Annotated in this window: 34 protein-coding genes; 1 reads left to right on the top strand and 33 read right to left on the bottom strand. The window is 39.3% G+C overall.

The genetic code is table 11. The annotated features are described in order from the left end of the window. Positions 1-52: 52 nt before the first annotated feature. The 30 genes from DTA23_RS19250 to DTA23_RS19110 all read right to left on the bottom strand — a co-directional run bounded on the left by DTA23_RS19250 (position 53) and on the right by DTA23_RS19110 (position 22,140). Positions 53-667, bottom strand: a complete 615-nt coding sequence (locus tag DTA23_RS19250; RefSeq protein ID WP_112375718.1) for a hypothetical protein — start codon at positions 665-667, stop codon at positions 53-55. Continuing rightward, entirely contained in the window at positions 667-1,473 is an 807-nt protein-coding gene (locus DTA23_RS19245; protein ID WP_112375717.1) for a DUF4099 domain-containing protein, read from the bottom strand. Before DTA23_RS19245 ends, DTA23_RS19250 begins: the two co-directional genes overlap by 1 nt. A 20-nt stretch (positions 1,474-1,493) precedes the next feature. Further along, positions 1,494-2,681 (bottom strand): ArdC family protein, encoded by a 1,188-nt coding sequence (locus DTA23_RS19240; RefSeq protein WP_239468739.1) that lies wholly within the window; start codon positions 2,679-2,681, stop codon positions 1,494-1,496. Further along, positions 2,671-2,835 carry a hypothetical protein gene (locus DTA23_RS27215; protein WP_172462462.1) on the bottom strand — a complete coding sequence of 55 codons (165 nt, stop codon included), beginning with the start codon at positions 2,833-2,835 and terminating at the stop codon, positions 2,671-2,673. The genes DTA23_RS19240 and DTA23_RS27215 overlap by 11 nt, the downstream gene beginning before the upstream one ends. Continuing rightward, entirely contained in the window at positions 2,828-3,232 is a 405-nt protein-coding gene (locus DTA23_RS19235; protein WP_172462461.1) for a M23 family metallopeptidase, read from the bottom strand. The genes DTA23_RS27215 and DTA23_RS19235 overlap by 8 nt, the downstream gene beginning before the upstream one ends. 144 nt (positions 3,233-3,376) lie before the next feature. Continuing rightward, entirely contained in the window at positions 3,377-5,416 is a 2,040-nt protein-coding gene (locus DTA23_RS19230) for a type IV secretion system DNA-binding domain-containing protein (RefSeq protein ID WP_112375714.1), read from the bottom strand. Between the two features lie 10 nt (positions 5,417-5,426). After that, positions 5,427-6,272: a conjugative transposon protein TraN gene (gene traN, locus DTA23_RS19225; protein WP_112375713.1), complete on the bottom strand. Its 846-nt coding sequence runs from the start codon at positions 6,270-6,272 to the stop codon at positions 5,427-5,429. A 19-nt stretch (positions 6,273-6,291) separates the two neighbouring features. Next, the gene (locus DTA23_RS19220; RefSeq protein WP_112375712.1) at positions 6,292-7,455 is read right to left on the bottom strand and encodes a conjugative transposon protein TraM; all 1,164 of its coding nucleotides are present in this window, start codon (positions 7,453-7,455) and stop codon (positions 6,292-6,294) included. Positions 7,456-7,513: 58 nt separating this feature from the next. After that, a complete protein-coding gene (locus DTA23_RS26955; RefSeq protein ID WP_146753130.1) occupies positions 7,514-7,738 on the bottom strand; it encodes a hypothetical protein in 225 nt (74 codons plus the stop codon). Between the two features lie 184 nt (positions 7,739-7,922). After that, positions 7,923-8,537: a conjugative transposon protein TraK gene (gene traK / locus DTA23_RS19210; protein ID WP_112375710.1), complete on the bottom strand. Its 615-nt coding sequence runs from the start codon at positions 8,535-8,537 to the stop codon at positions 7,923-7,925. Between the two features lie 15 nt (positions 8,538-8,552). Next, the gene (locus DTA23_RS19205; protein WP_172462460.1) at positions 8,553-9,671 is read right to left on the bottom strand and encodes a TraJ family protein; all 1,119 of its coding nucleotides are present in this window, start codon (positions 9,669-9,671) and stop codon (positions 8,553-8,555) included. Positions 9,672-9,685: 14 nt separating this feature from the next. Further along, positions 9,686-10,465, bottom strand: a complete 780-nt coding sequence (locus tag DTA23_RS19200) for a hypothetical protein (protein ID WP_112375709.1) — start codon at positions 10,463-10,465, stop codon at positions 9,686-9,688. A 3-nt stretch (positions 10,466-10,468) separates the two neighbouring features. Then, positions 10,469-11,140 (bottom strand): hypothetical protein, encoded by a 672-nt coding sequence (locus DTA23_RS19195; RefSeq protein WP_112375708.1) that lies wholly within the window; start codon positions 11,138-11,140, stop codon positions 10,469-10,471. Then, the gene (locus DTA23_RS19190) at positions 11,137-11,793 is read right to left on the bottom strand and encodes a hypothetical protein (protein ID WP_146753129.1); all 657 of its coding nucleotides are present in this window, start codon (positions 11,791-11,793) and stop codon (positions 11,137-11,139) included. Before DTA23_RS19190 ends, DTA23_RS19195 begins: the two co-directional genes overlap by 4 nt. 4 nt (positions 11,794-11,797) lie before the next feature. Then, the gene (locus DTA23_RS19185) at positions 11,798-12,460 is read right to left on the bottom strand and encodes a hypothetical protein (RefSeq protein ID WP_112375706.1); all 663 of its coding nucleotides are present in this window, start codon (positions 12,458-12,460) and stop codon (positions 11,798-11,800) included. Next, positions 12,453-12,893 carry a TraG/VirB4 family ATPase gene (locus DTA23_RS29475; RefSeq protein WP_256604340.1) on the bottom strand — a complete coding sequence of 147 codons (441 nt, stop codon included), beginning with the start codon at positions 12,891-12,893 and terminating at the stop codon, positions 12,453-12,455. The genes DTA23_RS19185 and DTA23_RS29475 overlap by 8 nt, the downstream gene beginning before the upstream one ends. A gap of 34 nt (positions 12,894-12,927) precedes the next feature. Continuing rightward, a complete protein-coding gene (locus DTA23_RS19180) occupies positions 12,928-14,940 on the bottom strand; it encodes a TraG family conjugative transposon ATPase (protein WP_256604339.1) in 2,013 nt (670 codons plus the stop codon). Then, positions 14,924-15,223, bottom strand: coding sequence for a DUF4133 domain-containing protein (locus DTA23_RS19175; protein ID WP_112375705.1), 300 nt, complete (start codon positions 15,221-15,223; stop codon positions 14,924-14,926). Before DTA23_RS19175 ends, DTA23_RS19180 begins: the two co-directional genes overlap by 17 nt. Further along, the gene (locus DTA23_RS19170; RefSeq protein WP_112375704.1) at positions 15,220-15,525 is read right to left on the bottom strand and encodes a DUF4134 domain-containing protein; all 306 of its coding nucleotides are present in this window, start codon (positions 15,523-15,525) and stop codon (positions 15,220-15,222) included. Before DTA23_RS19170 ends, DTA23_RS19175 begins: the two co-directional genes overlap by 4 nt. A 44-nt stretch (positions 15,526-15,569) precedes the next feature. Beyond that, on the bottom strand, positions 15,570-15,878 hold the full coding sequence (locus tag DTA23_RS19165; protein WP_112375703.1) for a DUF4134 family protein: 309 nt from the start codon (positions 15,876-15,878) through the stop codon (positions 15,570-15,572). Positions 15,879-15,884: 6 nt separating this feature from the next. Further along, positions 15,885-16,205, bottom strand: coding sequence for a hypothetical protein (locus tag DTA23_RS19160; protein WP_112375702.1), 321 nt, complete (start codon positions 16,203-16,205; stop codon positions 15,885-15,887). Then, positions 16,202-16,531 (bottom strand): hypothetical protein, encoded by a 330-nt coding sequence (locus tag DTA23_RS19155; protein WP_146753128.1) that lies wholly within the window; start codon positions 16,529-16,531, stop codon positions 16,202-16,204. The genes DTA23_RS19160 and DTA23_RS19155 overlap by 4 nt, the downstream gene beginning before the upstream one ends. A 5-nt stretch (positions 16,532-16,536) precedes the next feature. After that, positions 16,537-17,163, bottom strand: coding sequence for a ParA family protein (locus DTA23_RS19150; RefSeq protein WP_112375700.1), 627 nt, complete (start codon positions 17,161-17,163; stop codon positions 16,537-16,539). Positions 17,164-17,193: 30 nt separating this feature from the next. After that, a complete protein-coding gene (locus DTA23_RS19145; RefSeq protein WP_146753127.1) occupies positions 17,194-17,904 on the bottom strand; it encodes a hypothetical protein in 711 nt (236 codons plus the stop codon). Between the two features lie 68 nt (positions 17,905-17,972). Beyond that, positions 17,973-18,368, bottom strand: a complete 396-nt coding sequence (locus DTA23_RS19140; RefSeq protein WP_112375698.1) for a relaxase/mobilization nuclease domain-containing protein — start codon at positions 18,366-18,368, stop codon at positions 17,973-17,975. Continuing rightward, positions 18,365-18,775 carry a plasmid mobilization protein gene (locus DTA23_RS29470; protein WP_112375697.1) on the bottom strand — a complete coding sequence of 137 codons (411 nt, stop codon included), beginning with the start codon at positions 18,773-18,775 and terminating at the stop codon, positions 18,365-18,367. The genes DTA23_RS19140 and DTA23_RS29470 overlap by 4 nt, the downstream gene beginning before the upstream one ends. Before the next feature lie 740 nt (positions 18,776-19,515). After that, a complete protein-coding gene (locus DTA23_RS19125; RefSeq protein ID WP_112375695.1) occupies positions 19,516-20,451 on the bottom strand; it encodes a toprim domain-containing protein in 936 nt (311 codons plus the stop codon). Positions 20,452-20,464: 13 nt separating this feature from the next. Further along, positions 20,465-21,328, bottom strand: coding sequence for a DUF8464 domain-containing protein (locus tag DTA23_RS19120; RefSeq protein WP_112375694.1), 864 nt, complete (start codon positions 21,326-21,328; stop codon positions 20,465-20,467). Positions 21,329-21,342: 14 nt separating this feature from the next. Then, complete coding sequence (locus DTA23_RS19115; protein ID WP_112375693.1) at positions 21,343-21,618, bottom strand: hypothetical protein; 276 nt, start codon at positions 21,616-21,618, stop codon at positions 21,343-21,345. A 249-nt stretch (positions 21,619-21,867) separates the two neighbouring features. Next, a complete protein-coding gene (locus DTA23_RS19110) occupies positions 21,868-22,140 on the bottom strand; it encodes a hypothetical protein (RefSeq protein WP_146753125.1) in 273 nt (90 codons plus the stop codon). A gap of 284 nt (positions 22,141-22,424) precedes the next feature. Between DTA23_RS19110 and DTA23_RS19105 the strand changes: the two genes are divergently transcribed. After that, complete coding sequence (locus DTA23_RS19105) at positions 22,425-22,643, top strand: hypothetical protein (protein WP_112375691.1); 219 nt, start codon at positions 22,425-22,427, stop codon at positions 22,641-22,643. Here the strand turns inward: DTA23_RS19105 and DTA23_RS19100 are convergent. The 3 genes from DTA23_RS19100 to DTA23_RS19090 form a co-directional block, all read right to left on the bottom strand. Continuing rightward, complete coding sequence (locus DTA23_RS19100) at positions 22,638-23,783, bottom strand: hypothetical protein (protein WP_146753124.1); 1,146 nt, start codon at positions 23,781-23,783, stop codon at positions 22,638-22,640. The two genes, DTA23_RS19105 and DTA23_RS19100, sit on opposite strands and share 6 nt — an antisense overlap. A gap of 84 nt (positions 23,784-23,867) precedes the next feature. Further along, entirely contained in the window at positions 23,868-24,713 is an 846-nt protein-coding gene (locus DTA23_RS19095) for a LytR/AlgR family response regulator transcription factor (RefSeq protein WP_112375689.1), read from the bottom strand. Then, positions 24,676-25,746: a LytS family sensor histidine kinase gene (locus DTA23_RS19090; RefSeq protein WP_146753123.1), complete on the bottom strand. Its 1,071-nt coding sequence runs from the start codon at positions 25,744-25,746 to the stop codon at positions 24,676-24,678. The genes DTA23_RS19095 and DTA23_RS19090 overlap by 38 nt, the downstream gene beginning before the upstream one ends. Positions 25,747-25,850 lie beyond the last annotated feature (104 nt).

The following is a 25,850-nucleotide window of genomic DNA, read 5'->3' as shown; positions in this document are numbered from 1 at the left end:
AAATCCATAAGTTGGAAGGCGGTTAATAATTAACCTTTTCGGGAACTAAATACTATAGGGCGGTAAATAATTTGTGGAAATTCAGGAATCCCTTAACCGGTTTATGAGTTCGAACGGCGAACCGTTTACCAGAAATCACCTCAAAGTAGTTTAGGGAAAACTTCTCAATCGGTAATACGAGACTTTGCGAGCCAAATTTTATTTCTATTAGCTCATTATTGACACGAAATTTTGAGTCAATACTACGACTCCAAAGTGCAATCTTGCAGTCAAAGATTTTCCCAATCAAGCTATTTTCAGCTATGAGATGGATTTTCGCATTAGGGAACTCACAAATGAGTTCCCTAAAATTTTCTCTGCTTGGAAGATAGCCTATCGAAGCAAAAGCAATAGATAGTGCATTATCAACATACTGTTGAAAAAGATGTGCAAAACACAAAATATCCGTACAAGACGAAGCAATAAACAAATTGGTTACTGAAATCGGTATTTGATGATAGGCTTTCCAGATACCACTAGCGACCTCGTTAACATATCCGTTATTAACCCAAATTTCCTTCTGCTGATCTGAAAGGTATTTATAGCTGAACTCAAAACCCGTAGGGGATCTTTCAAAAAATGGTTCGAAGAATCGGATCACATCCTGATCCAAATTATCCGCATTCATTAGCGGGCCGATGAGCGTCCATATCCCCTAGATTCCTGATTTGGGATATGCTTATTTATTAATTGCTGGATGGTAACATTAGAATCCACTACATTTCCTTTTTGTTTCATATCAGCAATGGCCTGATTATACCCATTTGTATAACCTTCGGATTGGAATTTGGCAGCACGGTTTTTCAGGGCCTGAATCCCCCTATATACCAAGTAAGAGATACCTGCATCAAACAGGATCGAAAGGGCGAGTCTTTTATTGTCAGATTTTAATCCCTGAGGGTTAAGCGCTGTATGCTGAAACCTAGTGCCATCAGATAATTCCACAATCTGTCCATTTTTAAATTTTTTCTTTTGTTCTTCTGTTAGCGTCTCTGAATTTACCGTTAATGGAGCATTTACCTTTTCAGGATCATAGGAAATAAACTCTTTGGTCTTTTCATCGTATTCGATGATTATTTTTCTGACCTTACCCTTTTGTACTTCTTGCTCTTTTGCAATATTATCAATCTCACCATTTTGAAGTTTCTGGCTTTCATTTTCATCCAATAACTCATGTGCTTTTGCTACCTTGTATATTGGATGCACATTCAGGCTCACACTTCCGTCATCATTTTTCTTTAAAGATAGTTTCGCATCGAGTTCGGGAATAGAAAGCCCATCAAATTTAAGGTCCTTAAAATTTGTCATTTCGGTTCTTCTACCTGTAAGAAGTGCATTGATATTCTCCCTGGAGAGAAGTATCCGTCCCTGAATATAGAGTCCCAATTTTTCAAGTTCACCAAGGGGAAGTTCGTTGTCTTTAAATTGATTCATATTATTATCGAGTGATGGGATTAACGTTTTAAACCATAAGAAGCTTTTTGGACTTCTTCGTTACTATTAGAAATTGCTGGAGCTTTTATATCATTGCCGTTTTTGACATCTAGCAACGATTGGTAGAGCCTGTCATTTTTTGAGAGTACAAATTTCTTCCCGGTGTCCTCTACTTCCATCTGAAATCTTCCTCTTTTCAGTTGACTGGTTACTTTATAAATCGAATCCTTGTACGGAATGATATCGCCAATAAAGAGTTTGGATTCATTTTTTTGCTGGCTTTTATTAGTGGTTTGCTGGTTAAGTTCACGTTTACGCTCAAAATCCAGTAGATAAGAAAATATCCTTTCCGCATCCGTTGCCGCCGCATGGATTTCATATGGATTATTTTTTAACATTTCGATCCACCCTTTTACATAAGCAGCATGCTGGCCTGGATCATGACCTATCTTAAACTCATCACCGATCAGCATAGAGGCAATCTCCGCCCTTAATTCTTCCCGTGCATAGCCTTCACTTCCAAACCTGTTAAATAGGGACCTGTTGAGCCTGTCCTGATGTCCAGTCCAATGCCCAAGCTCATGGAGAAGGGTAGCATAATAGCGGTCAGGAGTGGTAAACTGTTCTTTTAACGGCATCGTTATACTGTCAGAACGGAGGCTATAATACGCCTCATCTCCTTTTCTGTGATTGACCACCGCACCGGAAAGGAGAACCAGATCTTCCGCACGGACTATTGGGTCCCAATCAGATTTCAATTGGGGCTTTAATTCTAATTTAGGAATTCCACTTACCTGTTCAGCGTTAAAGACCCAAGCCGCTGTGACAATGGCGCGTTCCAAAGGCATCCGTACTTTTATGTTTTTACCATTTTCATCAAGGACTTTTTTCCCGTTTTCATCTAATTTTGGGATAAGATCATGGGTTTTGACAAATTGAACCAGCGTACCCTTTTCACCCTTGTTTATTTGCCAGCCTTTGGAATCCGCTTGCTTGAAAGTCAGCCATCGGGGGTCTTCCCTGCCTGAATTCAGCAGTGAAAAGATATTGATTCCTTTATATCTATTTCCGGTAATTGCGTTATAAGGCAGATTAAAATCGGTTGACGCAGAATTCCAAGGTTTCTGCCAGGGAGCTGTTCCTTTCTCTAATTTTTCGATAAGGGCGGCGGCAACCTGTTCGTGCAGTGACTTTACCTTATTGTTCATCCTCCTCTCCTTCCTCGTTATTTTCCTCCTCGAAAGGAAATTCGTCACCATAAGATATACCGTATATCACTGCCTCTTCGGGCGTTAGCCCAATATCCTCGCCTTCTTTCAGAATTCTAAGTTTCTCATTAAGGCTTTCAAAAGATTTATTCATTTTTTTGCTCGTTTAAAGGATTTAAGCTGAATTCATTGAGTTTTTTAAGAAAAAGAATGGGGTCAATAAATTGACCCCGGATTTTGACTGAGAGATGGAGATGCTCTCCGGTCGCCAGACCTGTTCTACCGCTTACACCAAGTAGATGACCGGGCGGTAAACATTCGCCTTTTTGGACCAATAGTCGAGATAGATGTCCGTATATAACCTGGATATCATCACCTGATTCTATTACCAGAAATTTACCCAGCGTAGGACTTTCCCCGGCATTCACCACATTTCCTGAAATTATATTAAAGATGGGTGAATCTCTGGCGGCAAGATCTACACCGTTATGATGAAAAGGTTTTAATTTTATCGGATGTACCCTAAAACCGTAGGGCGACGTTACCCTCATTTTTTCAAGAGGGAGACTAAAATCTAGGGATTGCCCAACAGTATTTAAGGAAATAAAAAGCAATAGAAATACCCAGATTATTGGACTACAATAAACAGGGCAACGAATATTATACATAATGAAATTAAATCAGTGTTCTGAAAATTATTCCGATGAATTTTTGTACTTATCCGCTAAGGATTTTTTTTCGGTAGGCTCGGTATACCGAAATCCGGTAACTGCTTCAACAACTGAATTAACTTCCTCTTTGATCTTTTTAAAATTTGCCAGCAGTATCTGTTCTTTTTTCTCTCCAAAATCATAGAATATGGGCAATTCTCTATAATGCTGCTCTTCCTGTTTTATCGCTCCAACATTAATATTTATCCGGCAGTTAACGGCTGAGGTCCTGAATTTTCCGGTAAATTTCTCTACGGCATCAGAAGCGATAAGTCCTACCATCTGACCAGCAGGCAGTGCTGCGATTTTACCTGCGGGGATAAGGGGTTCGAGTTTTTCTGACAGGGAGATAGAAGTTTTATTCCTGTCGATACTAAGGCTTTCGCTCTGCTGTTTTACTTTTCCAAAGATCCTTTCCAACCACTCAAGCGTATCTTTGTTCTGTACGCTTCCTGATAGAACATTTCCCACTACCGAAGTAATCGTTGCGGAAGTTTCTTTACCATACTGTTGCTGAAATTGCTGTAAACTCTGGATACCCAAAACCGTCGCAACAAGATTACTTCGGGCCTGACTAAGGACCTGTTCTATACGGTATAAATATAAACTCGGAGCCTCATCAACGACTATTCCAACAGGAAGGTTTCCTTTGGAATTTACCAGCTTTGTTACACGGTTCACGACAACCGATAAACATGCGGAATTGATGCTCTGGGTAGCGGGATCATTAGCCAAGATCAGTATTCCGGGATGTTTGGGATTACTAACCTGAAGTTCAAAGTCATCTCCGCCAAAAACCCAGAACGTTTCTTTTGTCGCCAGCCTGCTGATAAAGATCTTTAATGTGCCAACCTGCCCCTCCAGCTGTTCAAATGCACGTGCTTTATAAGCTGTCTGAAATGGAGAAAGAAGTGAATTAAGCTCTTCATTGCTAAAAAGTGAGTCAAAAATATCTTCATAGGATAGGTTTAGAAATGCCAGAACATGCGGCAAAGTGGAATAACTTCCATTTTCATACTTGCTAAAGAAGTAGATACAGGCCGTCAAGAAATTCACGGCAGATTGGGTAAAAAACTGGTCGCTTCCTCCACTCTTATCACCCTTTTTTAGAGCCTCTACCAATGCTTCGGCAGTTTCGTTTGCATCAGCGAGGGTCTGCAAATATTCCGGTTTAAATGGATTTGCCCGGCGGCTTCTGGATGGGTCATTCAGGTTAATGACATGGAATTCATAATCCAGCATTTTCCCTTCCTGTTTTGCCAGTAGGTAATGATAGTAGGCAATCTTTCCAAGATCAGGGTACTTTAGATCATATATACACATGGTAAAAGAATTTGCTATCATTTGACGCAGAATAGGCATAATGACCCCAAAACTTTTTCCGCTTCCCGGAACTCCGCAGACCAAACAGCCCCTGAATAAGTTTTCAAGTGGAATATAGCCTTGATTTACCTTTCCCTTATAATAAAACAACATAGGGATATTGACAGAATAAGGCGTAATTTTCACTTGGGTGGGCTGCATAAAGGATTCTTCCTCGATATTCCATTTATCTTTCCCTAACCTAGAGCTGATAATCTTTGAAATGTTGTCTAATGCAACATGGATCAGGACAATCCCCAGAAAAGAGCTGAATACATAACCAAGATCATAATAATTCAGCCCATATAGAACTGGTTCCCCCTCATGACCGTGCAGCCATACCGCGAGCGCAATTATTAAGAATCCAAGCGTGAGGGGATAAACAATATGGTTCTTGGGGTTTAGATCTTTCTTCTTTTTACTCAGGGTACCGATAGAAACCAGTATGACCAAAAAAACAGTAAATAGCTTACTGGCCAGCAGTCCCGAATAAAAAGGCATCCTTGCCAGCTTGGTTGCAAAAAGTAAATTTGTTTTGATTAGAATCCCATATTCAAGGGATTTCTCAACATAAAGAAAGAGATAGAACTCCAGAAAAATGGAAAGATAAATGGTGAACTGGAAGAATCTATAAAGGCCCTGTTGCTCTTTTGTTTCTTCCATTTTTTATTGGTTATAGAGAATCGGCATTCAGGATATCCTGGTATTTGATTTTCAGGTCAATTGCCCTGCCCGATAGCTGTTTTTCAGTGAGACTTATCCGCAATATTTTACTGCCTGGAAAAGTTACTTTTTTAAGAACATAAATATTCCGGTTCTTTTTCTTTAGGAGGTCGAATGGCTGAAATTGCCAGAGGGGTTCTATCTCAACCGACTGGACATTTGTTGCCTTGGTGATTCTTTTATCTTCCACAAAAAAACGTAGCTGATCTGGCCTAAATGAAAGGTTCGTTTTATTGACAAATGAAAGATCCAGAAAAATGAAATCACCGATCGTTCTGATACCGTTCAGATAGATCCCTATTCCAAACTTCTCTTCCTTCCTCTTTGGACGGTTACCGGATTGGGTTAAAAGAGTATAGGATAAGGACCTCATCTGGCTCCTGCTTAGGTTGTTTTCCGAAGGCTCCAGCGGAACCGTAGATAAAGGATTTATTTCATAAAGAACCGGCGACTGTGCTTCAATATCCTGACCAGTTTTAAAGGCCCGGAACTGTGTCATGAAATTTTCTCCGACCACTGTAATGCTGCCGAGTTCTGTTCCTGAATCATCTAGATTCATACTGTCCGGAGCAATTTTAAGCCGGAGCAAATTATCTATAGGCAAATCTGCCACTACTCTTTTGGAAGATATATCCACATATTTGATCGGTTCCGGTGAAAGGATGTGAACTGTATTTCCCTTGGAAATCCTGATAGATTTAAGGTCGCTAAGTAAATGGTCTCCACCTGTCTGTGCCATTGTCGGGGTTGCGGCGAGCAGAAATATCGCCGATAAAAACAGAAATAGATTTCTCATAATTGAAAATGATGAATGATTAGTTGTATTGTTTTTGATTTTCACGAAGTGCTTGTGGGTCTATCAGATAGACCAGCGTATTATATTTGATATTCGCCCTGTTTTTTCTGATATACCTGGAAACTGCTGTAGTAGTCGACTGAAACATCCTCTGGATCACGCCCATAATGATCTGGTTCTGGTTTTCTCCCCCCTGTATTGAAATTCCCTGAGAAGAATTTGCGCCAAGCTCTTTGCTGAATTCCCTGAAAGCGGATGCGGGCACATAAAGGCCCTGAAGACCATCATTATCATACAGATCAAGTTTTACGGGCAGGATCTTACCTCCCTGCATAATTGAGCTAATGCTCAAAAGGACACGCTGTCCGGTAAATCCACTAATTTTTGCGTATAAATAGGTGCCTTTGTGGATCAGATTGCTTCCCACCAATAAATCATCCATGAGCCTGATCCGCAACCTGGAATCCACATATCCGGTCATATTTTCGTCAATTATGGCCTGAATAAAAGAATCGTTCGGATTGTCTCTTACCGTATTGAAAACGGATTCGGTATCGTCGGCCTTTCTGACTTTAAGCAATGGCAGATCCGCTTCTGCTTTTTTCGCTATTTCGATCCGCTGCCTCTCCTCTCTTGCTGCCCTTTCTTCCGGGTCATTGGCCTTTGCCAGACTATCGGCAAATTCCATCTGACGGCGGAATAGAAGCATCGGATCTTCTTCTGTCCTTTTTGGTTCTTTTCTGGATTCTGGATTGGATTTAGGAACAAGGGAACTCAGGACACGGTCCAGGTCTTCATTTCCATGCACAGCCCTGGGTGCATCAACTGAAATTAGTGATTCCTGTTTAAGCTTATCCCTAATGGAATCCAACTTGCGTTTTTCTTTATCATTGTACATTTCATCAAAACGGAATCCATCTACTTTGTCTTCCTGCAATTGATTCACCGCGGTATAGCCGTCTCCTCGACGGTACATTTCCCGGTAAGCATTAAGCTTGTCTGTTAAAGCTTTATTTTTCACCTCTGGGGAGACTTCCGAAATATGTTCTTTTAGCTGTGGCCCATTATCTTTTACAGCACTCTCTTTTGAAAATGCGGATTGGTAAACGTAAAAGAAAATACAGATAAAAGGCAGGGCGATAAGCGGTATGATATATTTGGGCCTTTTTAGGTCTAATTTCATAATATAATTTGATTTAGAATTGAGAAATACTAAGCGGGTTTAGGAAAAAAATGCTGGATCAATCTTTGGCTATCGAATCCTTCGCATTATAGTTTCCCAGCGACAAAAGCCTATCCTTTATCTGGATAAGGATCATACTATCCTGTTTATCCAGGTTATCTTTTTTTGAAAGCCCTTCTAGGACAGCCTGGAGTTCAAGTACTTCTTTTAGATCGGAGATTGAACCAAATATATTTCCCATTCCATCCGCAATAGGTGCAGAGAGTTTCGGATTTTTCACCATTTTTACTTCCTTTTGCCTTGGCAGCATAAAAAAACAGCAGATTGAAATTAGGATACATAACACCATGAACATGAAAACCTGTTTGGGATATGTACCCAATTTTGACATTACACATTTTCTAAGATGGACTGTATACCTGGAAAATTCACTGCCGATCTCTTTCCAGACACTACTTTCGGATTTATTAGAGGTTGTTTTTTTGAACATAACTGAGGTCTTTATTTTCCAATGTTTTCCATCTCGTTATCAGTACAGCGTGCGCGTTGTTGTCTGTCCTGATCTTAAGGTCCCTTAAATATCCTTCTGTAATGAGACTACGAACGACGGTTGAGCTCCGTCGGTCTATGGTCTGTTTACCATAAAAGCGAAAATAGTTTCCTTCAAGGTGGATTGAATCCGTCTGGACCGTAAGTACCGCACTGGAAGACAAGATGGAATTAAAAAATCCTTTCTCACGGAGGTTATTGTATTGTAAAGCACCTGATTCATCAATCAGATACATCGCCCGCTTCATCTGGTATTCTATAAACTTCTCGTCCGGTGTCAGCGTAAAAAAAAGACTATGGAATAAATTTATATGCGTTCGGTACTCGGCTGAACGGTTCATTTCAACATTGGTCTGCTGCGCGGCCAATGGCACATTATTTATATCCAGTACATATACTGACTTTCTTGCACTTTCCACCTGTTTAAAGGCAAAGAAAGAAACTATGGACACCAGCAGAAAGGCCGTTATTAAACTCCCGACGGCAATAAGGGTTGCCAGACGAATCTTTGATTCTATATTTTTGATAATCATGTTCTTTATTTAAGTTTAGAATTTAGCGATCACCCTCCTAGCTGTTCTTGCCATACCGGATGCCCCACGGCCCATTGTACCCGCGGCTGAAGTGATTCCAGAAGTGGAGACGATCCATGTACTGATACTTGGCACTGTGAGCATGGTAAGCCCGCCGATCAGGAAGGTTACTATGACGATCCCAAATGACATTATTCCATTTCCGGCAAGCCAGCCAAGTTTTTCGAGCCTATCACCGGAAGTCGATAATAATTCCTGATAACGGGTGATCTCAGCTTCCAGGGCATACTGCTGAAAAAGACTGGCTATATGCATTACCAGATAGGCAATCCCAGAGTAGAGATTGACCGACACGAACCGCGCGATCCAGGTTCCGAAAGAATCCCTGAAAGCGGGAAGAATACTTACCGCAACAGAGAATGGTCCTAAAATGATCAGAATGGTCGAATAGAGTATCTGGATCATGAATATGATATAAACACAGATCCGAAGGACCCAGACTGCCAAGGTTTCCAGTGTATAGGTTGCCCACAATTGCAAATTGATCTGCATTCTGTTTCTTAGCTCCACAACATTGTTCCAGACGGAAGTAAATCCATCTTTCACGGTTGAGGTGACCGCATCCCAAGCCTTTCCGTACCATGTATCCGCCTCATTTTTTGCAACTTCGGTTTCCGCCTGGATCTGGGTCAGGGAATTGGATATATCATACATGAGTTTTGCCCGTTGGAGCCTTAAGCTATTGACTTCGGTCTGTCCGCTATCAAAGAGGCTTTCCGTTTTGGCAGCGACAATATCCGTAGGATAAGCGATCACCCTTGTGAAAGCTCCCCACCAGATAATGACCATGACCAGTCCAAATGGTCTGAGCAGGGGCATAATCTCCATTTTTTTATCACCGGACATCATTTCATAGCTTTTTATGGCAAAAAATATGAGCATAAAAATTGCCGCTAGCGCCTGTGCGTCCGTAATAAAAGTATCATAATGGGTCCATATCGTATCTTTCATCCCTTTCAGGAAGTGCATTACTCCTTCCTCGTATACTCCATTTCCCTGCAGGAAAGTGAAAGTATCCTTAAATGAATCAGGCACCCCCACTGGAGATGCCTGTAAAAAAAATGTGTATGTCATATAAAATTAATTTATCATCTGCTCTTATTTAGGATTTTGTCCGCAATTTCAATATCAGATTTTCCAGTATGTGGGAGCGGCATGACCGGATCTACCTCCTTAATGGAAGACAGGTCACTTGATAGGGACAGAAATTTCAGGGCATTGCTTTTCTTGGATCCCCACCCCAATTCAAGAACCCTATATTCCGACAATAGGCGATGATAGCCCAAGATCCTGCTGCCTCTTTCAAGGTCTGCTGTTTTAAGGATTTCCAGACGTTCTATGAGGCCCGATCTTTCACTGGTATACCATTCATAAGTACCTTTATTTATCAGATATTCTCTTACCTCTGAACTTAGCCCCTGAAGGATTAGAGATTCATCTTTTTCAAGGGGAGCGAACTCATGTTTATAGTATAGCATCCAAAGTGGATCTACGGAACTTACAGCCCCTGAATAGTGGGCCAGTTCCTTGATTGCAGTATTTCGGATGGTATCGGACTGCTTTTTATAGGAATCATTAGTCTGCTGCATAGCCATCACCAGACCCATCCGCAAGGTCTGGGGCCCGGAGCCTGAAAGGGGGCGCCTGTCCAGTTTGGGATAATTGGGATGAAGTCCCCAGGTGAGCCAATACTGATAATTCAGTCCAAGAAAGCCAGAAGTCGGGGTAAATTTCTTTCGGTCCCACTGTTTATGCACCATACGCTCCTGCTGATTGACAATATGTTTATCGGTCTGACGCTTGATCCGCTGGCCAATGACAGGTTTAGATCCAAACAGAAAAATAACAATAGCTAATATTCTCCACATAATTCAATGTTTTACAGCGCCATAGTTCCTTAATATCTCGTTTGCTTTTTGGATGTCCTTATTGACGAAATTTTTAAAAGGATTCAGCGTTTTTAATAATCCATTTATTTTTGTCCAATAAACCGAACGTTCCATACTGAAAAGTAGCGCGCGCATCACCTTTAGTTCGATGATGATCTTCCGCAAAAGAAAATCCCGTTTTTCATAATCCATTAAGACATTTTTGCCTTCCCTGAGAACAAAATCAAAAACTTCCGTAGCAAGAATTATCCCCCTTTCTTTTAGATGTCTAGCTGTTCCTTCCGCCACTAAAAGCAGCCAGGGTTCTTCTTTTGAAATCTCGATAAGGCTATTGGACTGTTTAACAATTTCAGCGATCAGGGAAGAAACCTGTAACACGGATCTGCCGGATTTCAAAGCATTGTTTACCTCCGTTAAGGACCTATGGATCACCTGCTGAACGATTACCAGGGAAGACAGGTTAAGATTGATGTCTTCAACATTTTGATTGATCTGCTTTAGCATACTGTTATGCGCCGATTCGGAGGCCAGCCTGACCGCACCGTTTTCATTTACGATTGCCAGATGTTTGGTATCTGAAATTATTGTCACATAACCTTGCCCATACAAAAAATCAAAACAGAAAATAATCAGTGTTATGAGATAATACTTCATGGTTTCTTTTCTAATTGTCTTAATATATTTTCTACAATTCTCCTGTCGGTGTTTATATATTCCTTAAAGGGATTAAGACCATCCAGAATTTTCTTCCTTGTGGAGTAATAAAGAGTAGCTGCCAGTGCCCTGGATACTCCTTCGATCTGTCGGAGTTCAGTCAGTATATGCGCATAAAGCAAACGGCGATCACTGGCTTTCATCTGGTTGAGATCCCCGATTGTCAAAAACAGGCCAGCAATATATCTTCCCAATTGAACTGACCTATCTACGATTTCCTTTTCGCTATTTAAGGCCAGTGGAATAAATTCAGGATGGTCAGATGCGATACTTATTATTCTGTCCTGATGGGCAATAATCCGTTCAATGATCGGTCTGGATTCGATTCCCATACTCAGTCCCTGTAATGCCATATGCAGGATACTGAACCTGTTCTGTATCTCCCGGTACCGCTTTTTGAGCTTCGTGGTACCCGAAGTATTTACCTGCTCATTTGCCGTAGCCACTCCCTGGCGGTCACGGGCATCTTTCTGCCGTTCATACTCATCCTTGCTGTGACCTACCAGCTGGTGCAACAGCTGCACATTCAACTGGCAACTTGCAGTTTTGGATAAGCAAAGAATACAGAAACAAAAGATAATTCTCCATTTCATTGCATTACTTCTTTACGAGTCTAGAATTTCTGATAACATCATCCGCGATCTGTTTATCTATATTGATAAATCTAGCATAGGGATTTAAGGAATTGATGATTCCCCGTTGTTTTGCCCAATACATATTACGGTGCATTCCATACGCAACACCTCTGAGAATGGTCATTTCCGTCTGTATACGGTTGAGTAATTTTGCCCGTTCACCGGAATCCATCAGATTATCCTTCCCATCTTTGAGTACAAATGCTCCTACCTCCGTGGCAAGGTTTGTCGCCCTGTTCTTAAATTCCCTTGCACCGGCTTCGGCAAAAAGTAAAAGCACAGGGTTCCCCTTTGCAAGTACCATTGCTTTTTCGACATCCTCAATAATATCGACGGTAATTCCAGCAATCTCTTTTATGCTCAGCAGTGATCTGACCACAGAAGAGACCTCGGAGAGTCCTTTAAAAATTTTATCATGTAGATCGTTGACGATCTGCAACTGGCCGGTAACAGCAAGCTGGCCCCGCTGGATCAGGGTCAGATTATCGTTAACATGATCCAATTGTCTGTTTATGACAGAGGCATGCGCCCCAGTTGCCGCTGCAACTGCCGGATCGGTATAGATCTGTGCCTTTACAGACAAGCTTGGCAATAAGATCAGCAAAATCATAATTAGTCTATTCATTGGCCATAAGATTTAAATTTTGAATTCCCTTTCTGTTAACTTCCCCAACAAAATCGTTCAGGGCTTTCCCAGAATATTCCAGATCTTTGACGAATGCGGTAAGGCCATCTTTGTAATTTCCAAAATGGTCCGCATAGATTTTTACGGCACTTTTTTCGGGTTTTTCGGTGGTAAATGCGAGATACTGAAATAAGGATACTTCCACGCCATAAACTTCGCCCACCGTCCCCCTTCGGATGTAGACTTCCTTAAAACGGGACCTGTATTCTTTATTCTGTAATTTATTTATGGTAAAGATCTTGCGTCTTTCTACATCGGTAATGGACAGCAGTTTTGCTATTTCATCATAATTGGACCGAAATTTTGACTGGTCAAGTAAACATATTGTATCCGAATTTGCCAGAATGCTGTCCTTAACTATTGGATTGCCCAAAATATCGCCTAATTCTTGCGTAACGACAACGATTTCACCATAAAAATTTTCTTACCGTTTTATATAGGTAAACTATGTAACCAGCCATTAATGGGCTTGCAATGGCTTTCCATGCTTCTTCGATCACCAAGGCTTTACGCTGGAATGTCCGATGTCTCATTTTCTGTAGGAATAAATCCATAATAACCAGCGTAACGATAGGAAAAAGGGTCTTGTTCTCCTTAAGATTGTCGATTTCGAACACCACAAACCTCTCTTCAAATAGGGAGGAATCAGCGCTTTTATTGAGCACGGTTCCAAATTCCTGTCCGGTAAAGAATTTCTTCAAAACATATCTGTATTCATCCAGATCAAACTTTAAAGATTCATCTTCCATTATATCCCTGATCTTGTCAACGGAATACACATAAAAAGAGTCGAAATTTAATTCGTTGGGACGATGGGGGATTTGCGGACCGGGATCGATGTAAAAATATTCATAATAATAGGAGGATATAACGTTTGATAAAAGTGTATCCTCTACCTGTGACAATTTTCCGTCGGCTCCCTTCCAGAGCAGCGCTACCAGAGTTTTTAAGAAATCCTTTTTCTCTAAGTTAAACTCTTCCTGAGTCAGGGCAAAAGGATTCATGGATATCGGGTTTACCTCAGTATAGGTCAGGTAAGTTCCGCCCAGAAAAGTACAGAGGCCCTGATAGGAATCGCCGGTATCGACGATGACAATATCCATGTTATACCTATAATACTGTTCCAGAAGCGCATTCATGAAGAAAGATTTTCCGGTACCACTAGGCCCCAGCGCAAATTTCGAACGGTTGGAAATACGGTTGGTACTCAGGTCAGCAGGATCAAATGCAAGTGGTATACCCTGTCGGTCTGTAAACCGGATCAGAAAATCCGTTTTTTCATCGCAGGGCAGTGATTCCTTAAAGAAATAACAGAGGGCCGCATCTACCGGAGTCAGAAACCAGTCATAAACCTGTAGTTCCACGGCATTGCCGGGTAATGAAGATCTGAATAATTCGAACTGGTTGTAAGCATTTCTGCTGGGAATAATCCCCTGCTGAAATAGGGACGATTCAATAAAATTCGATGCCCTTTCCAGCAGTTCAGAATCGCAGCCGATCAAAATCGAAAAGTGTGTATTTACGAGCAACTGATTGTCTTTCGCCACATCGGCCAATAAATTATCAATATCTTCAACATAGAGCTGATTGGCCGGATCGGGCATATTGGAATGCCTTTTCCTTTTAAGTTCCAGTTTGTTCAGTGTAAACTGCTGAGCTGGAATTTCAATCACCTGATTATAGATCATGACTTTATACTCTGGCACCCTGTGCAGAAAAAATAAATTGTCAACGGGAAAATCCATCAAGCCGTTTGTTTCATTCCGTATCGCATACGCACTGATCGTATCCGGCAGTTCAACAATATCCGTATCTATCAGACTAATGCATCTGATAGATCTTTTCCCCAGATTTATCTGATTGTCCCGACACTGATAATTATCCAATACAGTTTCCGTACCCTCAAAATCAAATGATAGTATCCTGTAAAAAAGACGATTGATTTCTGCTTTTCCAAGAACCCTTGGATGAAGACCTGCACCACTTAATACCTCAGTTACTTTACCAAGATCCCTTATAAACTTATGGAGCACCTTCTCATCGTAAGTATAGAATGTTCCTTTCTTGACCTGTTTGGTAAAGGTGATGTAGCTTCTGATTTCGGTAAATTCCCGACCGTTAAAATGTTCCTGATATTTTTGTTCCAAAAACATTTCCGATGGAACTGGCCGATACTTTCTACGGATAAATACGTCCTGTTTTTGGATTATATGTCCTTCCCCAAAAAGTTTGACCACACTGGAGAGTGCATGGTGATAGGCGGAATACTTGGTTTCATCGGCATCATACTGGATGACCGGATTATTAATACCAAGGATAATTGAATAGTCCCCCTTATCCCCAAAGAGGATCGGGAAGCCCATAAATTCATCAATGCCCACAAAAGGTAGATTAAAGGCATGCTTACTTTGCTTTTTCATTTCTGAACAGTGTTTTGGAAGGATGGATAATAATTTCGTTGTGACGGGTTTTGTCGAATAGCCCCTTTTTCTGCTTACTGATCGTATACACCATTCCTAGGGTCATGAACACGAGGATGCCCAGACAGCCAAGTATCATGTTGGTAAATGCGCCGATAAGACCTCCGCAGAGCATGCCACCCATGATGGAAATGACAGCGTAATAAATAAATTTCCCTTTAAAACCTCGGTAAATAAGGGGCTTTTGGAGCCCCTTATAAAATTGATAGTTTTTCTGAATCATACGCCAAAAAATGCCTTGATGACTACACTGACCAGAATGAGAAATAGACAGGAACCGCCCCACGACATCAGTTCTTTCGAGATATCCTGGTCTCCGCTGTTCCATTTGATATAGACCCTGATTCCCCCTATCAGCCCGACGACAGCCCCGATACTCAGTATCAATGTCGATATGGGATCGACATAGGTATTTAACGACGATGTGGCGGCGTCAATACCAACTGTTCCTCCTTGGGCGAAGGAACGTTCCGCAAAAAGACAGATTGCGGCCAAAACAAGTAACTTGCTTGCTTTTACTCTCATAAGAAATAGGAATTAAAAAAGTGAATGGAAAAAAGATTGGCGTTTTAGCTGATTCCATAGAGTGCTTTTAGGGATGCACTCAGCAGGGAAAGAAAAAGACAGGAGAAGAACCAGGCCATGACCTGGGCATCAATATGATGGTCTTTTCCGCTCTGCCAGTTGTAGAAGATCCGAACCCCTCCTATCAGGCCACAGATAGCTCCAAGGACCAGGGCGAAGTCGGAAAAATTAAAATACCAGCCCCTGATCTCCGAGCTGACCTGCCTGAATTCGGACAGGCCCGGCTGGGCGATTAGGTTGTGGACAAAAAAAAAGACGGCAATTGCCGTCCATATCGTTTTCTTTTTGTTCATTATTGATTAATAAGCAATTGCCTTTGTGAATTCGATCAGGTCATTTTGAGCAAGGGAGAACAATTCTTTGATGGATACGCCACCAGAACTTTCTATCGGGCCACTTGTGATTGCACCTGCATTTTCGAAGCTGTCGTCCGGAATATCTTCCTCCAGTAGGTCCACCTTCGTGGAGGAATGAAATTCAGGAAATGAGATTTCACCATTTCGGACGTTTTTAGGTTCATTACCCGGCTTATTATTGCGATAAAAATCATACATGAGGTTCAGTCCATAGTATCCAAGGTAAAGCGTAGAGAGATAGAGTGTAAATTGAATCCAGTTCATAGTTCGAGATTTTTTAGGGTTTCTTTGATATGATTTGAAATTTGGGGATGTTTTTGGAGGAAGTATTGAAGGGAATAGGAAATGATCTTGTTCATGTCAATTCCCTGGGTAACCTTGAGCTGTTTGAGAAGAAATATGGTTTTATCGTCGAGCCTGATCAGCAGCTTTTCTTTTCCGATCAGCCTGTGGGTACGTATTTCCTCGATGATAGGATCTAATGCGTTTTTGGGGTCAGATTTCTTTTTAGGGACTGTTTTGCCTGTCCCTTCATTATTATCTTTCCGAATGGTTTCCCTCAGTTCATCCGCTAGTGTTTTAATATTCATGGGCATTAGTCACTTTTAAGAAAATGGTCATAGATATGGGAAAGCACCGGATAAGATACCGAACGGATCGTTTCGGGTGTATGTACTGTTGAGACTCTTTGAAAATCTATCCTGTCCGAAATTTCCGAAAGGACTGTTCCAAAATTCCGCAGAACATTCTGTACCTGTTCCTTGGTTTCGTATTTTACATTTGTCTTAATCCTGTTGGGGATAAAAAGAACCTCTGCACGTCTGTTCAGTTTTTTGACGACCATTGAAAATAGCACTGTTGAATCGACTGAAAATTCGTCATACGCAAATGGGCAGATAATGAGATCGGCGGAAGTGAAGATCGGAAGAAGACCATCATCATCCATTTTTCCGGGAAGATCGATTAAAATGATGTCCTTTGGAGATTTTAGAAGTCTCTTCTTCATTAATGGGAAGTCATCAAGTGCGGCGGGAATAATTTCATAAAACGGGTCATTTTCCAAAATTTTAGCTTTCTGCGATTTTGCAAATAGGGATTGTTGATAATCCATATCAAGAATGGTCAGGGCCTGGCGTTTCTCAATTGCCAAAAAATTGGCAAGCAGAAGCACAAGGGTACTTTTACCGCAGCCCCCCTTCTGGTTTCCAATAAGTACAAGCATAATGTTAGAGTTTGGTCAATAATGTTTTTGCTAACGCGTATTGGTGTGGGATTTTCTTTTACGTCTCCGGTTTCTGCCATGAATGGCTTCATCATCGACGTCATCCCGAATGTCGATCTGGAAATCAGGTACCGGAAAACTGCCATTTTCCGGTATGTCATCGAGAACGATTGAATTTTCAGTACTAGATGATTTATTAGCTGGCGGATTAAACCCATATCGTGCGGAATCTTCAGACCTGGCAGGTTCCAACGTTTTATCGCTATTATTTGCGGAGATAAATTCTGAAAGTGGCATCAGGTCGCCACCTTTATAGATGTTCCTACACGCATGGTCAATTACAGTATAACCATAAGGAGGTTTTCCCGGTTTTCCATGAAAAAGGATCTGGATGCCGAATTTTGATTTGAACAGTTCTGCCAGATCGGAAGTGTAACCAACATCAATAGTTCTTTCTCCACCCGGGTTTTCCCGATACAAATTTCTCACGGATGGATCATGTGCCAATTTATAGCGGTGGAAAATTGCTCGTATTTGGGATAATCTATCAAGGTCTTTCTGAAACTGCCCGATTTTACTGTCAATGACATCCAGCGATACTTCACCAACATTCTTACCGAATTTGGAAACCTGGTACTTTCCAGCGTTAAGCGTAATGCTGTAGCCCTGATTTTCCAAAATCATCATAAACTGTGCCCGTGTGGAAAAGCTGTATTGGAGGGTATTTTGTATGGATTTCAAAGCTTCTATTTTTTTCGTCGTTTCCCATCACCCGGTTAAGGACCTCATAGGAACGAAGTTTCTCATAGCTATCGCTGATTTTTTTCCCCGTCCCTGCCGACACGTGTTGAGACGATATGAATATGATTATTTTTTGTATCCTTGTGAAATATCAGCAAATAGGGTTGATTTTCATATCCCATTCCTTTTAACCACTTCTCCGCAATTTCTGTTAATTCTTCTTTACTATGGCTGCGGCCTTTACATGAAATCGCAACATGAAATTGTGGGTTCTTTATTTTTTTGCTCGCACTGGTCTGTAGTTCCAGATAGTTGATATAATCAGATGGGCGCAAGCTGGTCATGGCTCCAAGCGCACCGAAATTGGCTGCTTTTACCAGTTCACCTTTATCCTGCTGAATCTTGTCTGTATTATAGCGAACACCGCCAAAACTTTTAGCGGAGGATAATATTTTAACAATCATCGCTGCCCTTTGATTAACCGCATTAGATTTCTGAATTCCTGTTCAATCTGTCGCTGATATTTATTATAATCAGCTATGAGAGATGGAAATCGGGATAGTTTGCCGGGTTCCAGTTTACCCTGTAGCTTCAATGTATTGATGTGGCGGGCGAGCTGGTTGATATTATTCCCTGATCTTCCCAGCTCCGAGCCCAGCGTATCGAGCATTTGGAGTATGGTTTTAGAATCAACCAACATCCTGGATGAATGATTTAAAACCCTATTCCTTACAATTTCTGACCGGTTTATACCAAGCGATTTTTCAAGGGCAAGGAACTGTGCCTTCTCGTTTTCCGTTAAGCGCAGTTCAAACCGGAAGACTCTATTATTTTTTTGCGTTTCAGTTTTGAGTGGTTTGTTTCTTCCCATATATCGGTTCTTTTTAACTATCAACTGCCTGAATGGTCCTGAAAATCTCATAGGCAACCTAGGGAACTATAGCATTTCCGTAGCTCCTACTGCTTTCCTATACCCGTGAATAGGCTGCCGTGTTTTTTTAACATGCTGTTGAAATTAGATGTAGGAAAAATGCCCCAGGAACAAGGGGCAAAGATTTAGAAAGTAGAAAAATGGAGTTGCGACATTTTTCCTTCCCTGATACTTGTCAACCTAAAAGGCTGATAAGTTTCAGGGCAAGTTCGTTTTTGTTGGTACAAGATCAGCAAAGCGAAATCTGTACGTACAAAGACACAACTTGCCCATTACAAAACAAGGAAGGGTGGAGGTGTTTTATCGACGATGAAAGCCTTTTAAAAGATCAAGCTGATCAAATTCTAATCAGGGCTTTAGGAATTTGACCGGAATAAGTGCCGAACTTGGCAGGTTCCTATTACCCGTACAATTTCGATATTGTATCAGTTAATTTCTTCATATAAATAGATCTATATATTCAAATAAACGAATATCTGTTTATGTATATATATGATAATGTATATATAGGGTAATGAAGATTAACCTATTCCAATATATCCATCTATTAATTTATGTAATGGAATAGATTTTCCTATATTGATATGTCCACATAGTTATTTATACTGCGATATAGCTGTATAGATAGACATCCAGATAATCGGATATATAGAAATCTGAATATTTGTAAATACCGATAGTTATCTATTTTTATGGATATGTATGTTCTTCAACGAGTCCATTAACATTTCGTTGTAATCCTTATAACCGGAATAAACATTCGCTCGGTCATTCGCGTAAGGGTAAAAATCTTTTATCGTTGAAGTACATTGTTTCCCAACTTCATCATTATCCAGATAAAGATCTATCTTATTGAATTCACACATACGCTCCATAGCACGTTTGACTAAAGAAACCGAGTTAAGCACGATAACGGTAGGTGGAAACTCAGTTTTACCTAATCTCAGCCAGCTTAAATAATCAAAAAAGCCTTCAAATATGGCTAGATGATCCGTTCTGCCCCGTATAACTGAAATATCTTTGTTTCCGATACTGGCTTTAAATCCCTTTGGGCTAGATATCTCCCAATTATCTTTTTCATTTTTCCAACCTATCGCATAAAATAATCTCGCTGGATCGGAAAAGAGTTTATTGCGGTAATAAAGTTCCCATAACAATCCGTTTGCCACAGAATCAACTCCTCTTTCCTGTATGTACCTAGAGAGAGAATAATTTCTACCCAATTTCTGACTGTGTGAAAATTCTAGGATATTTTCTATCTCCCTATCGGGAGCCTTACTTGACTCAAAGACTGGAATTTCGGCTTTTTCAAAATGGTCAAAAGTATATTGGATTTTTTGTAAAATTTCAAAATAAGAATGTTTCGGCCAATAAGCCATCGCAAGCTGGACGATTCCGCCGCCATGAATTCCAGTATGATTGGCGCCACCATGATCCATCCATTTCCCTCCTTCGTCCCATACTGTTAGAGATGGTGTATTTTTACCGGTTTCTCGGAGCATACTATGGTAAAAAAATTCCCTGCCAGATTTTTTGACAGGGAAGTACCCCAATCGGCCAAGGAAATCCACAATAGATAACCCTTCGACATTTTTTCGATCGATATATTGTGTCATCAAAAATATTGATTTATAGCGGAAGAAAAATACAATTAGGCAAGCTACCCTGTACTTCTATTTTAGCCTCTTTATAACCTTCCCGGTTCCCATCAAAATAAAATTTAACGTTATCGTATTTGCTAGCCCTTTTAATGGCGGCAGAAACAAATTGAGGAGAGTTAAGTACTAAAATCGAAGAGTAAAGTGAATACAATTGATCTCTATGTTTTAGGTAGTCGGTAAACTGCTGGAAGATGGCAATATTTCTCGTAGAGGCTTCAAAAAATGTCATCCCCTTAGATCCGATACAGGACTTGAAATTTTTGGCGTATACTTCCCAGCCTCCATTCTCATTCGGCCATCCCGCTGCACAAAAATCTCTGCGTTTACCTTTTTCGTCCTTAACATAATAATGAACTTCGACCAAATTTGAATCTGCAATTTCCCATAATCCGGCATCCTGAAGAAATGTGGACACTTCATTAGTCAGACCAAGCTTCCGTATACCTGCCACCTGGTAGTAAGGCAATTTAATAGGCTTTCTTTTCCTCTTTTTCTTATCATTTATTGGGAACATGAAATGATATTCTTTGCTGGTTGAAAACGAATTTAATCTTTCTCGTACTTCATCGAGGTTGAGATTAGGCCAGTAATATTTACCAAAATCAATAATACCTCCTCCCTTTCCTATTGATTTATCAAACCATACATCTAATGTATGGTCTAACCTAAAACTGTTTGGTTTTAAATTATTTGAAGTAAAAATATTTGAGTAGAAACTCTCCTTCTCATTTGAAACAATTGGTTTAAATCCCAGATGGTATAATAATGATTTGATGGAGATAAATTCTTCCTTTGAAGATGATTCATCAGATAGTATTCTATTTGTTGTCATAATATGTTTATATTTTAAAAGAAACTCATCGAGGATTTAGCCTTGTAGATGATTTCTATTTCAATTCTGTCTATTCGCCAGGCCGCTGAGTGATTTCCATCTTTTCGTGGAGTAATCAATCCCTGACTGATCCATTGTTCTACGTTATTGCGTCCAAAACGCCGAAAAGCTTCTGATTTTTTCAGAAAGGGCTTAATCGTTCCAACTTTTGCTAATGCTTTGAGAGCGCCAAGTTCCGAAGCATCAGATAGTAGTTTCTGTAATTGAAAAGGTGTAAGGGTAATATTCATTTAGGTAATGAATAGTGTAATAAAAATTGTTAATACTTAAGGTATTTATCCAATCAAAATTTAATGTTTTAAATGGTCGGGACTACTCACGTCAATCTGTACAGATCGGGCTATTGCCTGCCTATGTGCTCTCGAGAGACTTTTTCCAAATGAAAAAACTCTCTCTTCACATAATTTCCTTTTTTATCAGGATAATGCTTCATCCCCAAATGTCAAAGAACAAGAATTGCTGCCTCACGGCAAGCTGAGTTATCTTTCTGCCACTTGCAGATAGGTAATGCGATTGCTTGAATCAGAAATAGATTTCAATTCTTCTGGGTCAAATAAAATTTGAGAAGATTGATGCGATAAGGGGACTAGGATACCTTCAAGGATCCATCTATCAATGTTGCTACGGCCGTACTGCCTATAAGCTTGAGATTTGTTAATTGATTTAGGCATAGAGCCAGTAATTGATAATGCTCTAGATACACCTTCCTCTGTTGCTTGCCTCATTAAAAAAAACAGTTCCCTTGTTTTCATAATTCCCATGGGTTTATTGTCCCATTGGTTGCAAAGCAAGAAAAATGAAGTAGGCATAAACAGTGAAGGGGGGTGAAAAGAACCCTTTCACCCCCTTTCAAAAAAAATGCTTGAGTGGCATTAAATGCATATTTTCATAATTTTCATTATTTAGATATTCATATGAAAAATATGAGAATGAGGAAATTTAATCAATAATGAATAGGGATATACATAGATTTTTTATATTTATGATGGATATCAATATTAGTTAGCAATGGCTAATTTTGCTTTAATTTTGAACTATGAATACGCCAAAAATTGACCTATCTTCTCTAAATATTGAACAGGATTTTCTCGACCGATCAAATATTTTAGGTATGAATACCTTAGAAGATATCATGAATGTTAATCTACCAGAATTACGAAAAGACAAGAACTTCAATTACATATGGTATTCTGATCTTCTTTTGCTATTGGAAAGAGCAGGTTTATTGGATGAATTTGAAAAAAGGAAATTATGAATCTTTGTAGTTGGAAGTATTATAATGCTCGTTCAACCAGTTTACCATACCGATTAACTGACTTTTCATTTTTTTCGCCGTTGCAAATTCTACGTCTGTCGACTTCTTTTGTAGGCTTTCGGCAGAAATAAAACTAGCGTGAGGAGTCCTGAAATGTTTAGCATAATAACTAAAAGTCTTTCCGACATCCTCACGTGGAATAATCCCCTGTTCCATAAATAATCTTATAATAAGCCCCATTTGTGGAACCGAAAGATTTATCAAAGCTTTTTCATTATCCTGCCATAGTTTTGAATCTAATATTTCATTTCTCCGCAATTCCATTCTTTCCTTCAAGCTTTCCTTTTTTTCTTTATAAAAATTCTTTAATTGTCGACGAATAGACTCATCCTCCATTGTAAGCTTCAAAAAACGCTTTTGAGGAATAATATTCAATCGTTCTTCCAAAGAGATCAGTACCTCCATCTGCGTATGTAGACTTATGTTTTCGGTTGCCTGAAGAAGGCAATTCTTAGCGCAGTAATTAAAAAACTTCGGTGAATTAAAATCATATTGGATAAGAATATTTTCAATTTTTTCTGTCTCAAGGTTCTCCAAATTTAAAAGTTCCTGTAAGATCAGCATTGCATATTTGAGTTCTCCTCTCTTTATTTCCTTCTTTTCTATTACATTTCGAAGTGTTCCTAAAACAAGTTTGGAAAGATCATGATTGATACATGAGCTATGTATTTTGGATTTCAATATTGCGAGGTCCTTTTTAAACAGATCCTTTCCTACAAAGGAAGAGTATTTAGTTAAGGGTAGCTCTCTAAGCAATTTTTCATTTAAGCGCTCACAGTCATTTAATAATGAATCTATAATTGACAGCATTTCGATATAAATCTTTCTTATATAACTATATCTTTCTATAGGGACATTCGTTTTGGTAATATTTTTTAGATTTCCATATATCTTATTTGCGGTTAAAATTAACTGTGAAAGGGCTATCTTTGCCTTTTTAGCGGAATCCCCAATTATTTCTGTAAAGCTGGAAAGAAAATAAACCATATTGGCTTTTAGAAACCCTAAAAACTCTGTCAAAGTTATACTTAAATGATTTGAAATTTGCGTTGTACAAAATACCTCTTCAATTTTGTACAACCATTTACTTGTGGACCAATTAGAATACACTGTCTTGTTCAAAACAACTCACTTAAAAAAAGTCTCAATCAATTATAAAATTTCTTAATCACTAACGTGATGATTTCTGGCTTTCAGTCGTATTTCCCCAGATTTATTTAGTATGCCCGTTATAATATTGTCTTCGATCCATTTATCAAAATATTTGTACTTACCTTTTTCCCCTCTATTAAGTTCAATTTCAGATAAATACACATGTGTTGATGTAATACCAGTTACTTGGTCAAGAGAGACAGCGAAACTGCGATGAATTTGCGCAAACTTTGATTTTGGTAATCGTGTAAGAATATCTCCAAAAGATTCATTAACCTCAATAAAGGTTTTGTCATCTAACCATATCCAACTCTGCTCATTTTTAGCTTCAATACAAAGTATATCGTCATATTCTAACCGCCGCCTTTCTTTTCCACGTCTGCCGTAAAAAAAACAATTATTTTTTTCATCAAGATCATTTAACCCTAATCCCATAAGTTTCGTTTTCACATTTTTAATAGCTTTCCAATAACGATCCCTTTCAAAAGGTTTTAAAAAGTAATCAGTTACTCCATAGAGGAACATTTTATCACCTACAGCCTCATTGGTACTGCATACTACAACCTGCATATTAGCAATTCCAGGATTACTCACCTTTAGATCCTCAAGCTGAGGTAAAATATCCAAGCCTCCGATTACAGGCATTTCTATATCTAAAAACAACACGTCAAGTTTGAGCGTTCTTAGTGCCAATAATGTTTCTTTTGGATTAGTCGATGAAAATACGCATTCAAAATTGACTGTAAGATCAACACATTCTTTCAGTTCTTCTACCATCTCAGGATCATCATCCAAAATTCCGACTCTTATTTTTTTACGTCTATTCTCCTGCTTTAACACCCTCTTTATCGTTTTCATAATTAAAATCTATCTCAATATTTAGATAATACATTCCCTCGTTTATTTTTTCCAACAAAGTAAAGGCCTTACCATATTCGAGACGTAGCAACGTTTGAAGTTGCTTCAATCCCGTGCCCCCTTCGCCATAAATCCATGCAGACTTTTCCGAAATTTTATTTTTACATTTAATTTCAAGTTTATCCTCAAAGGTTGACACTGAAATAATGGCTAGTATATTACTTTGGCTAAAATCTCCATGCTTTACCATATTTTTATATAAGCTCATCAACATCATCGGAATTATACGTCTGTTAATATTCTCAATATCTAATTGTAGTTTAATATTTTTTTCATCATATAAAACCATCAGCAACCTTAGATATTTTATTTCATCTTGCAAATTTCCCAAGATGTCATTCCGAAAATTCAACTGTCGCAAAGCATAACCTTCGATTTTAAGCAAAGAGTCTACATGTGTAAAGTTTGACGGATTCTTTCTAACCGATCGCGCAAAACTCTGTGTCAAATTACCCATGAAATGTGTAATCCAATTACGAAAGACCTTTACTTTTGTGGCTTCCCTAAAGTTTGAACGAACCAACCCTAAATAAATGAATATGCTAACCGTAACATTATATAAAATTTCCATGATCAATATTAATCCACCTTTTAGCGCAAAGGTTAAATAAAACGTTATGATATCTATAGCAAAATCTGCAAGCTTGAAAAATTGAGGATTTTTTAAAATCTTTCTACTGAGCTCTGTTGGGAACTCATATAATGCCAGATAAACACAAAAAGCAGTGACTAAAAAATAACTTAACAATTTACTTACTTGTAGAACTTCAATTTTTCTAAACAGTAACTGACGCAGCCACCCTCTGTTTAAATAACTGATTGACAACATTATAGGACACAAAACAAATAAAACATACGTATGCCCCCAACCATATTTGTAAATATTTACTGCGGAGATCCAAATGAAATAAATTGTCCAAAATGCGAAATGAACACGTCTTGATAATGGTTTAAGAAGACTTTGTTTTATCATTATAAGTTTAGGTGTGTAGAACAAATATTAATCTCAACAACTATAAAATTAGTAAAAAAAATATTTTACAGTTTAAAGAAAATACTACTTGTTTCTTATAAAAG

The organism is Sphingobacterium multivorum (assembly GCF_900457465.1).
Taxonomy (GTDB): domain Bacteria; phylum Bacteroidota; class Bacteroidia; order Sphingobacteriales; family Sphingobacteriaceae; genus Sphingobacterium; species Sphingobacterium multivorum.
Note: the sequence above shows the minus strand (reverse complement) of the source record. Positions and strands in the feature narration are given on the sequence as shown.

Bases quoted from the DNA above. Each gene is read 5' to 3' on its own strand.
- DTA23_RS19200 (WP_112375709.1), bottom strand. From the start codon at position 10,465: ATGTGGAGAATATTAGCTATTGTTATTTTTCTGTTTGGATCTAAACCT.
- DTA23_RS19170 (WP_112375704.1), bottom strand. From the start codon at position 15,525: ATGAGAGTAAAAGCAAGCAAGTTACTTGTTTTGGCCGCAATCTGTCTT.
- DTA23_RS19230 (WP_112375714.1), bottom strand. From the start codon at position 5,416: ATGGAAGAAACAAAAGAGCAACAGGGCCTTTATAGATTCTTCCAGTTC.
- traK (WP_112375710.1), bottom strand. From the start codon at position 8,537: ATGATTATCAAAAATATAGAATCAAAGATTCGTCTGGCAACCCTTATT.
- DTA23_RS19190 (WP_146753129.1), bottom strand. From the start codon at position 11,793: ATGAAATGGAGAATTATCTTTTGTTTCTGTATTCTTTGCTTATCCAAA.
- DTA23_RS19195 (WP_112375708.1), bottom strand. From the start codon at position 11,140: ATGAAGTATTATCTCATAACACTGATTATTTTCTGTTTTGATTTTTTG.
- DTA23_RS19155 (WP_146753128.1), bottom strand. From the start codon at position 16,531: ATGAATATTAAAACACTAGCGGATGAACTGAGGGAAACCATTCGGAAA.
- DTA23_RS19090 (WP_146753123.1), bottom strand. From the start codon at position 25,746: ATGATAAAACAAAGTCTTCTTAAACCATTATCAAGACGTGTTCATTTC.
- DTA23_RS19245 (WP_112375717.1), bottom strand. From the start codon at position 1,473: ATGAATCAATTTAAAGACAACGAACTTCCCCTTGGTGAACTTGAAAAA.
- DTA23_RS27215 (WP_172462462.1), bottom strand. From the start codon at position 2,835: ATGAATAAATCTTTTGAAAGCCTTAATGAGAAACTTAGAATTCTGAAA.
- DTA23_RS26955 (WP_146753130.1), bottom strand. From the start codon at position 7,738: ATGGTGAAAAATCCGAAACTCTCTGCACCTATTGCGGATGGAATGGGA.
- DTA23_RS29470 (WP_112375697.1), bottom strand. From the start codon at position 18,775: ATGGGAAGAAACAAACCACTCAAAACTGAAACGCAAAAAAATAATAGA.
- DTA23_RS19140 (WP_112375698.1), bottom strand. From the start codon at position 18,368: ATGATTGTTAAAATATTATCCTCCGCTAAAAGTTTTGGCGGTGTTCGC.
- DTA23_RS19220 (WP_112375712.1), bottom strand. From the start codon at position 7,455: ATGAAATTAGACCTAAAAAGGCCCAAATATATCATACCGCTTATCGCC.
- DTA23_RS19105 (WP_112375691.1), top strand. From the start codon at position 22,425: ATGAATACGCCAAAAATTGACCTATCTTCTCTAAATATTGAACAGGAT.
- DTA23_RS19120 (WP_112375694.1), bottom strand. From the start codon at position 21,328: ATGACAACAAATAGAATACTATCTGATGAATCATCTTCAAAGGAAGAA.
- DTA23_RS19240 (WP_239468739.1), bottom strand. From the start codon at position 2,681: ATGAACAATAAGGTAAAGTCACTGCACGAACAGGTTGCCGCCGCCCTT.
- DTA23_RS19235 (WP_172462461.1), bottom strand. From the start codon at position 3,232: ATGAGGGTAACGTCGCCCTACGGTTTTAGGGTACATCCGATAAAATTA.
- DTA23_RS19180 (WP_256604339.1), bottom strand. From the start codon at position 14,940: ATGAAAAAGCAAAGTAAGCATGCCTTTAATCTACCTTTTGTGGGCATT.
- DTA23_RS19160 (WP_112375702.1), bottom strand. From the start codon at position 16,205: ATGAACTGGATTCAATTTACACTCTATCTCTCTACGCTTTACCTTGGA.
- DTA23_RS19095 (WP_112375689.1), bottom strand. From the start codon at position 24,713: ATGAAAACGATAAAGAGGGTGTTAAAGCAGGAGAATAGACGTAAAAAA.
- DTA23_RS19150 (WP_112375700.1), bottom strand. From the start codon at position 17,163: ATGCTTGTACTTATTGGAAACCAGAAGGGGGGCTGCGGTAAAAGTACC.
- DTA23_RS19205 (WP_172462460.1), bottom strand. From the start codon at position 9,671: ATGACATACACATTTTTTTTACAGGCATCTCCAGTGGGGGTGCCTGAT.
- DTA23_RS19185 (WP_112375706.1), bottom strand. From the start codon at position 12,460: ATGAATAGACTAATTATGATTTTGCTGATCTTATTGCCAAGCTTGTCT.
- DTA23_RS19125 (WP_112375695.1), bottom strand. From the start codon at position 20,451: ATGACACAATATATCGATCGAAAAAATGTCGAAGGGTTATCTATTGTG.
- DTA23_RS19165 (WP_112375703.1), bottom strand. From the start codon at position 15,878: ATGAACAAAAAGAAAACGATATGGACGGCAATTGCCGTCTTTTTTTTT.
- DTA23_RS19250 (WP_112375718.1), bottom strand. From the start codon at position 667: ATGAATGCGGATAATTTGGATCAGGATGTGATCCGATTCTTCGAACCA.
- DTA23_RS19110 (WP_146753125.1), bottom strand. From the start codon at position 22,140: ATGAAAACAAGGGAACTGTTTTTTTTAATGAGGCAAGCAACAGAGGAA.
- traN (WP_112375713.1), bottom strand. From the start codon at position 6,272: ATGAGAAATCTATTTCTGTTTTTATCGGCGATATTTCTGCTCGCCGCA.
- DTA23_RS19115 (WP_112375693.1), bottom strand. From the start codon at position 21,618: ATGAATATTACCCTTACACCTTTTCAATTACAGAAACTACTATCTGAT.
- DTA23_RS19175 (WP_112375705.1), bottom strand. From the start codon at position 15,223: ATGATTCAGAAAAACTATCAATTTTATAAGGGGCTCCAAAAGCCCCTT.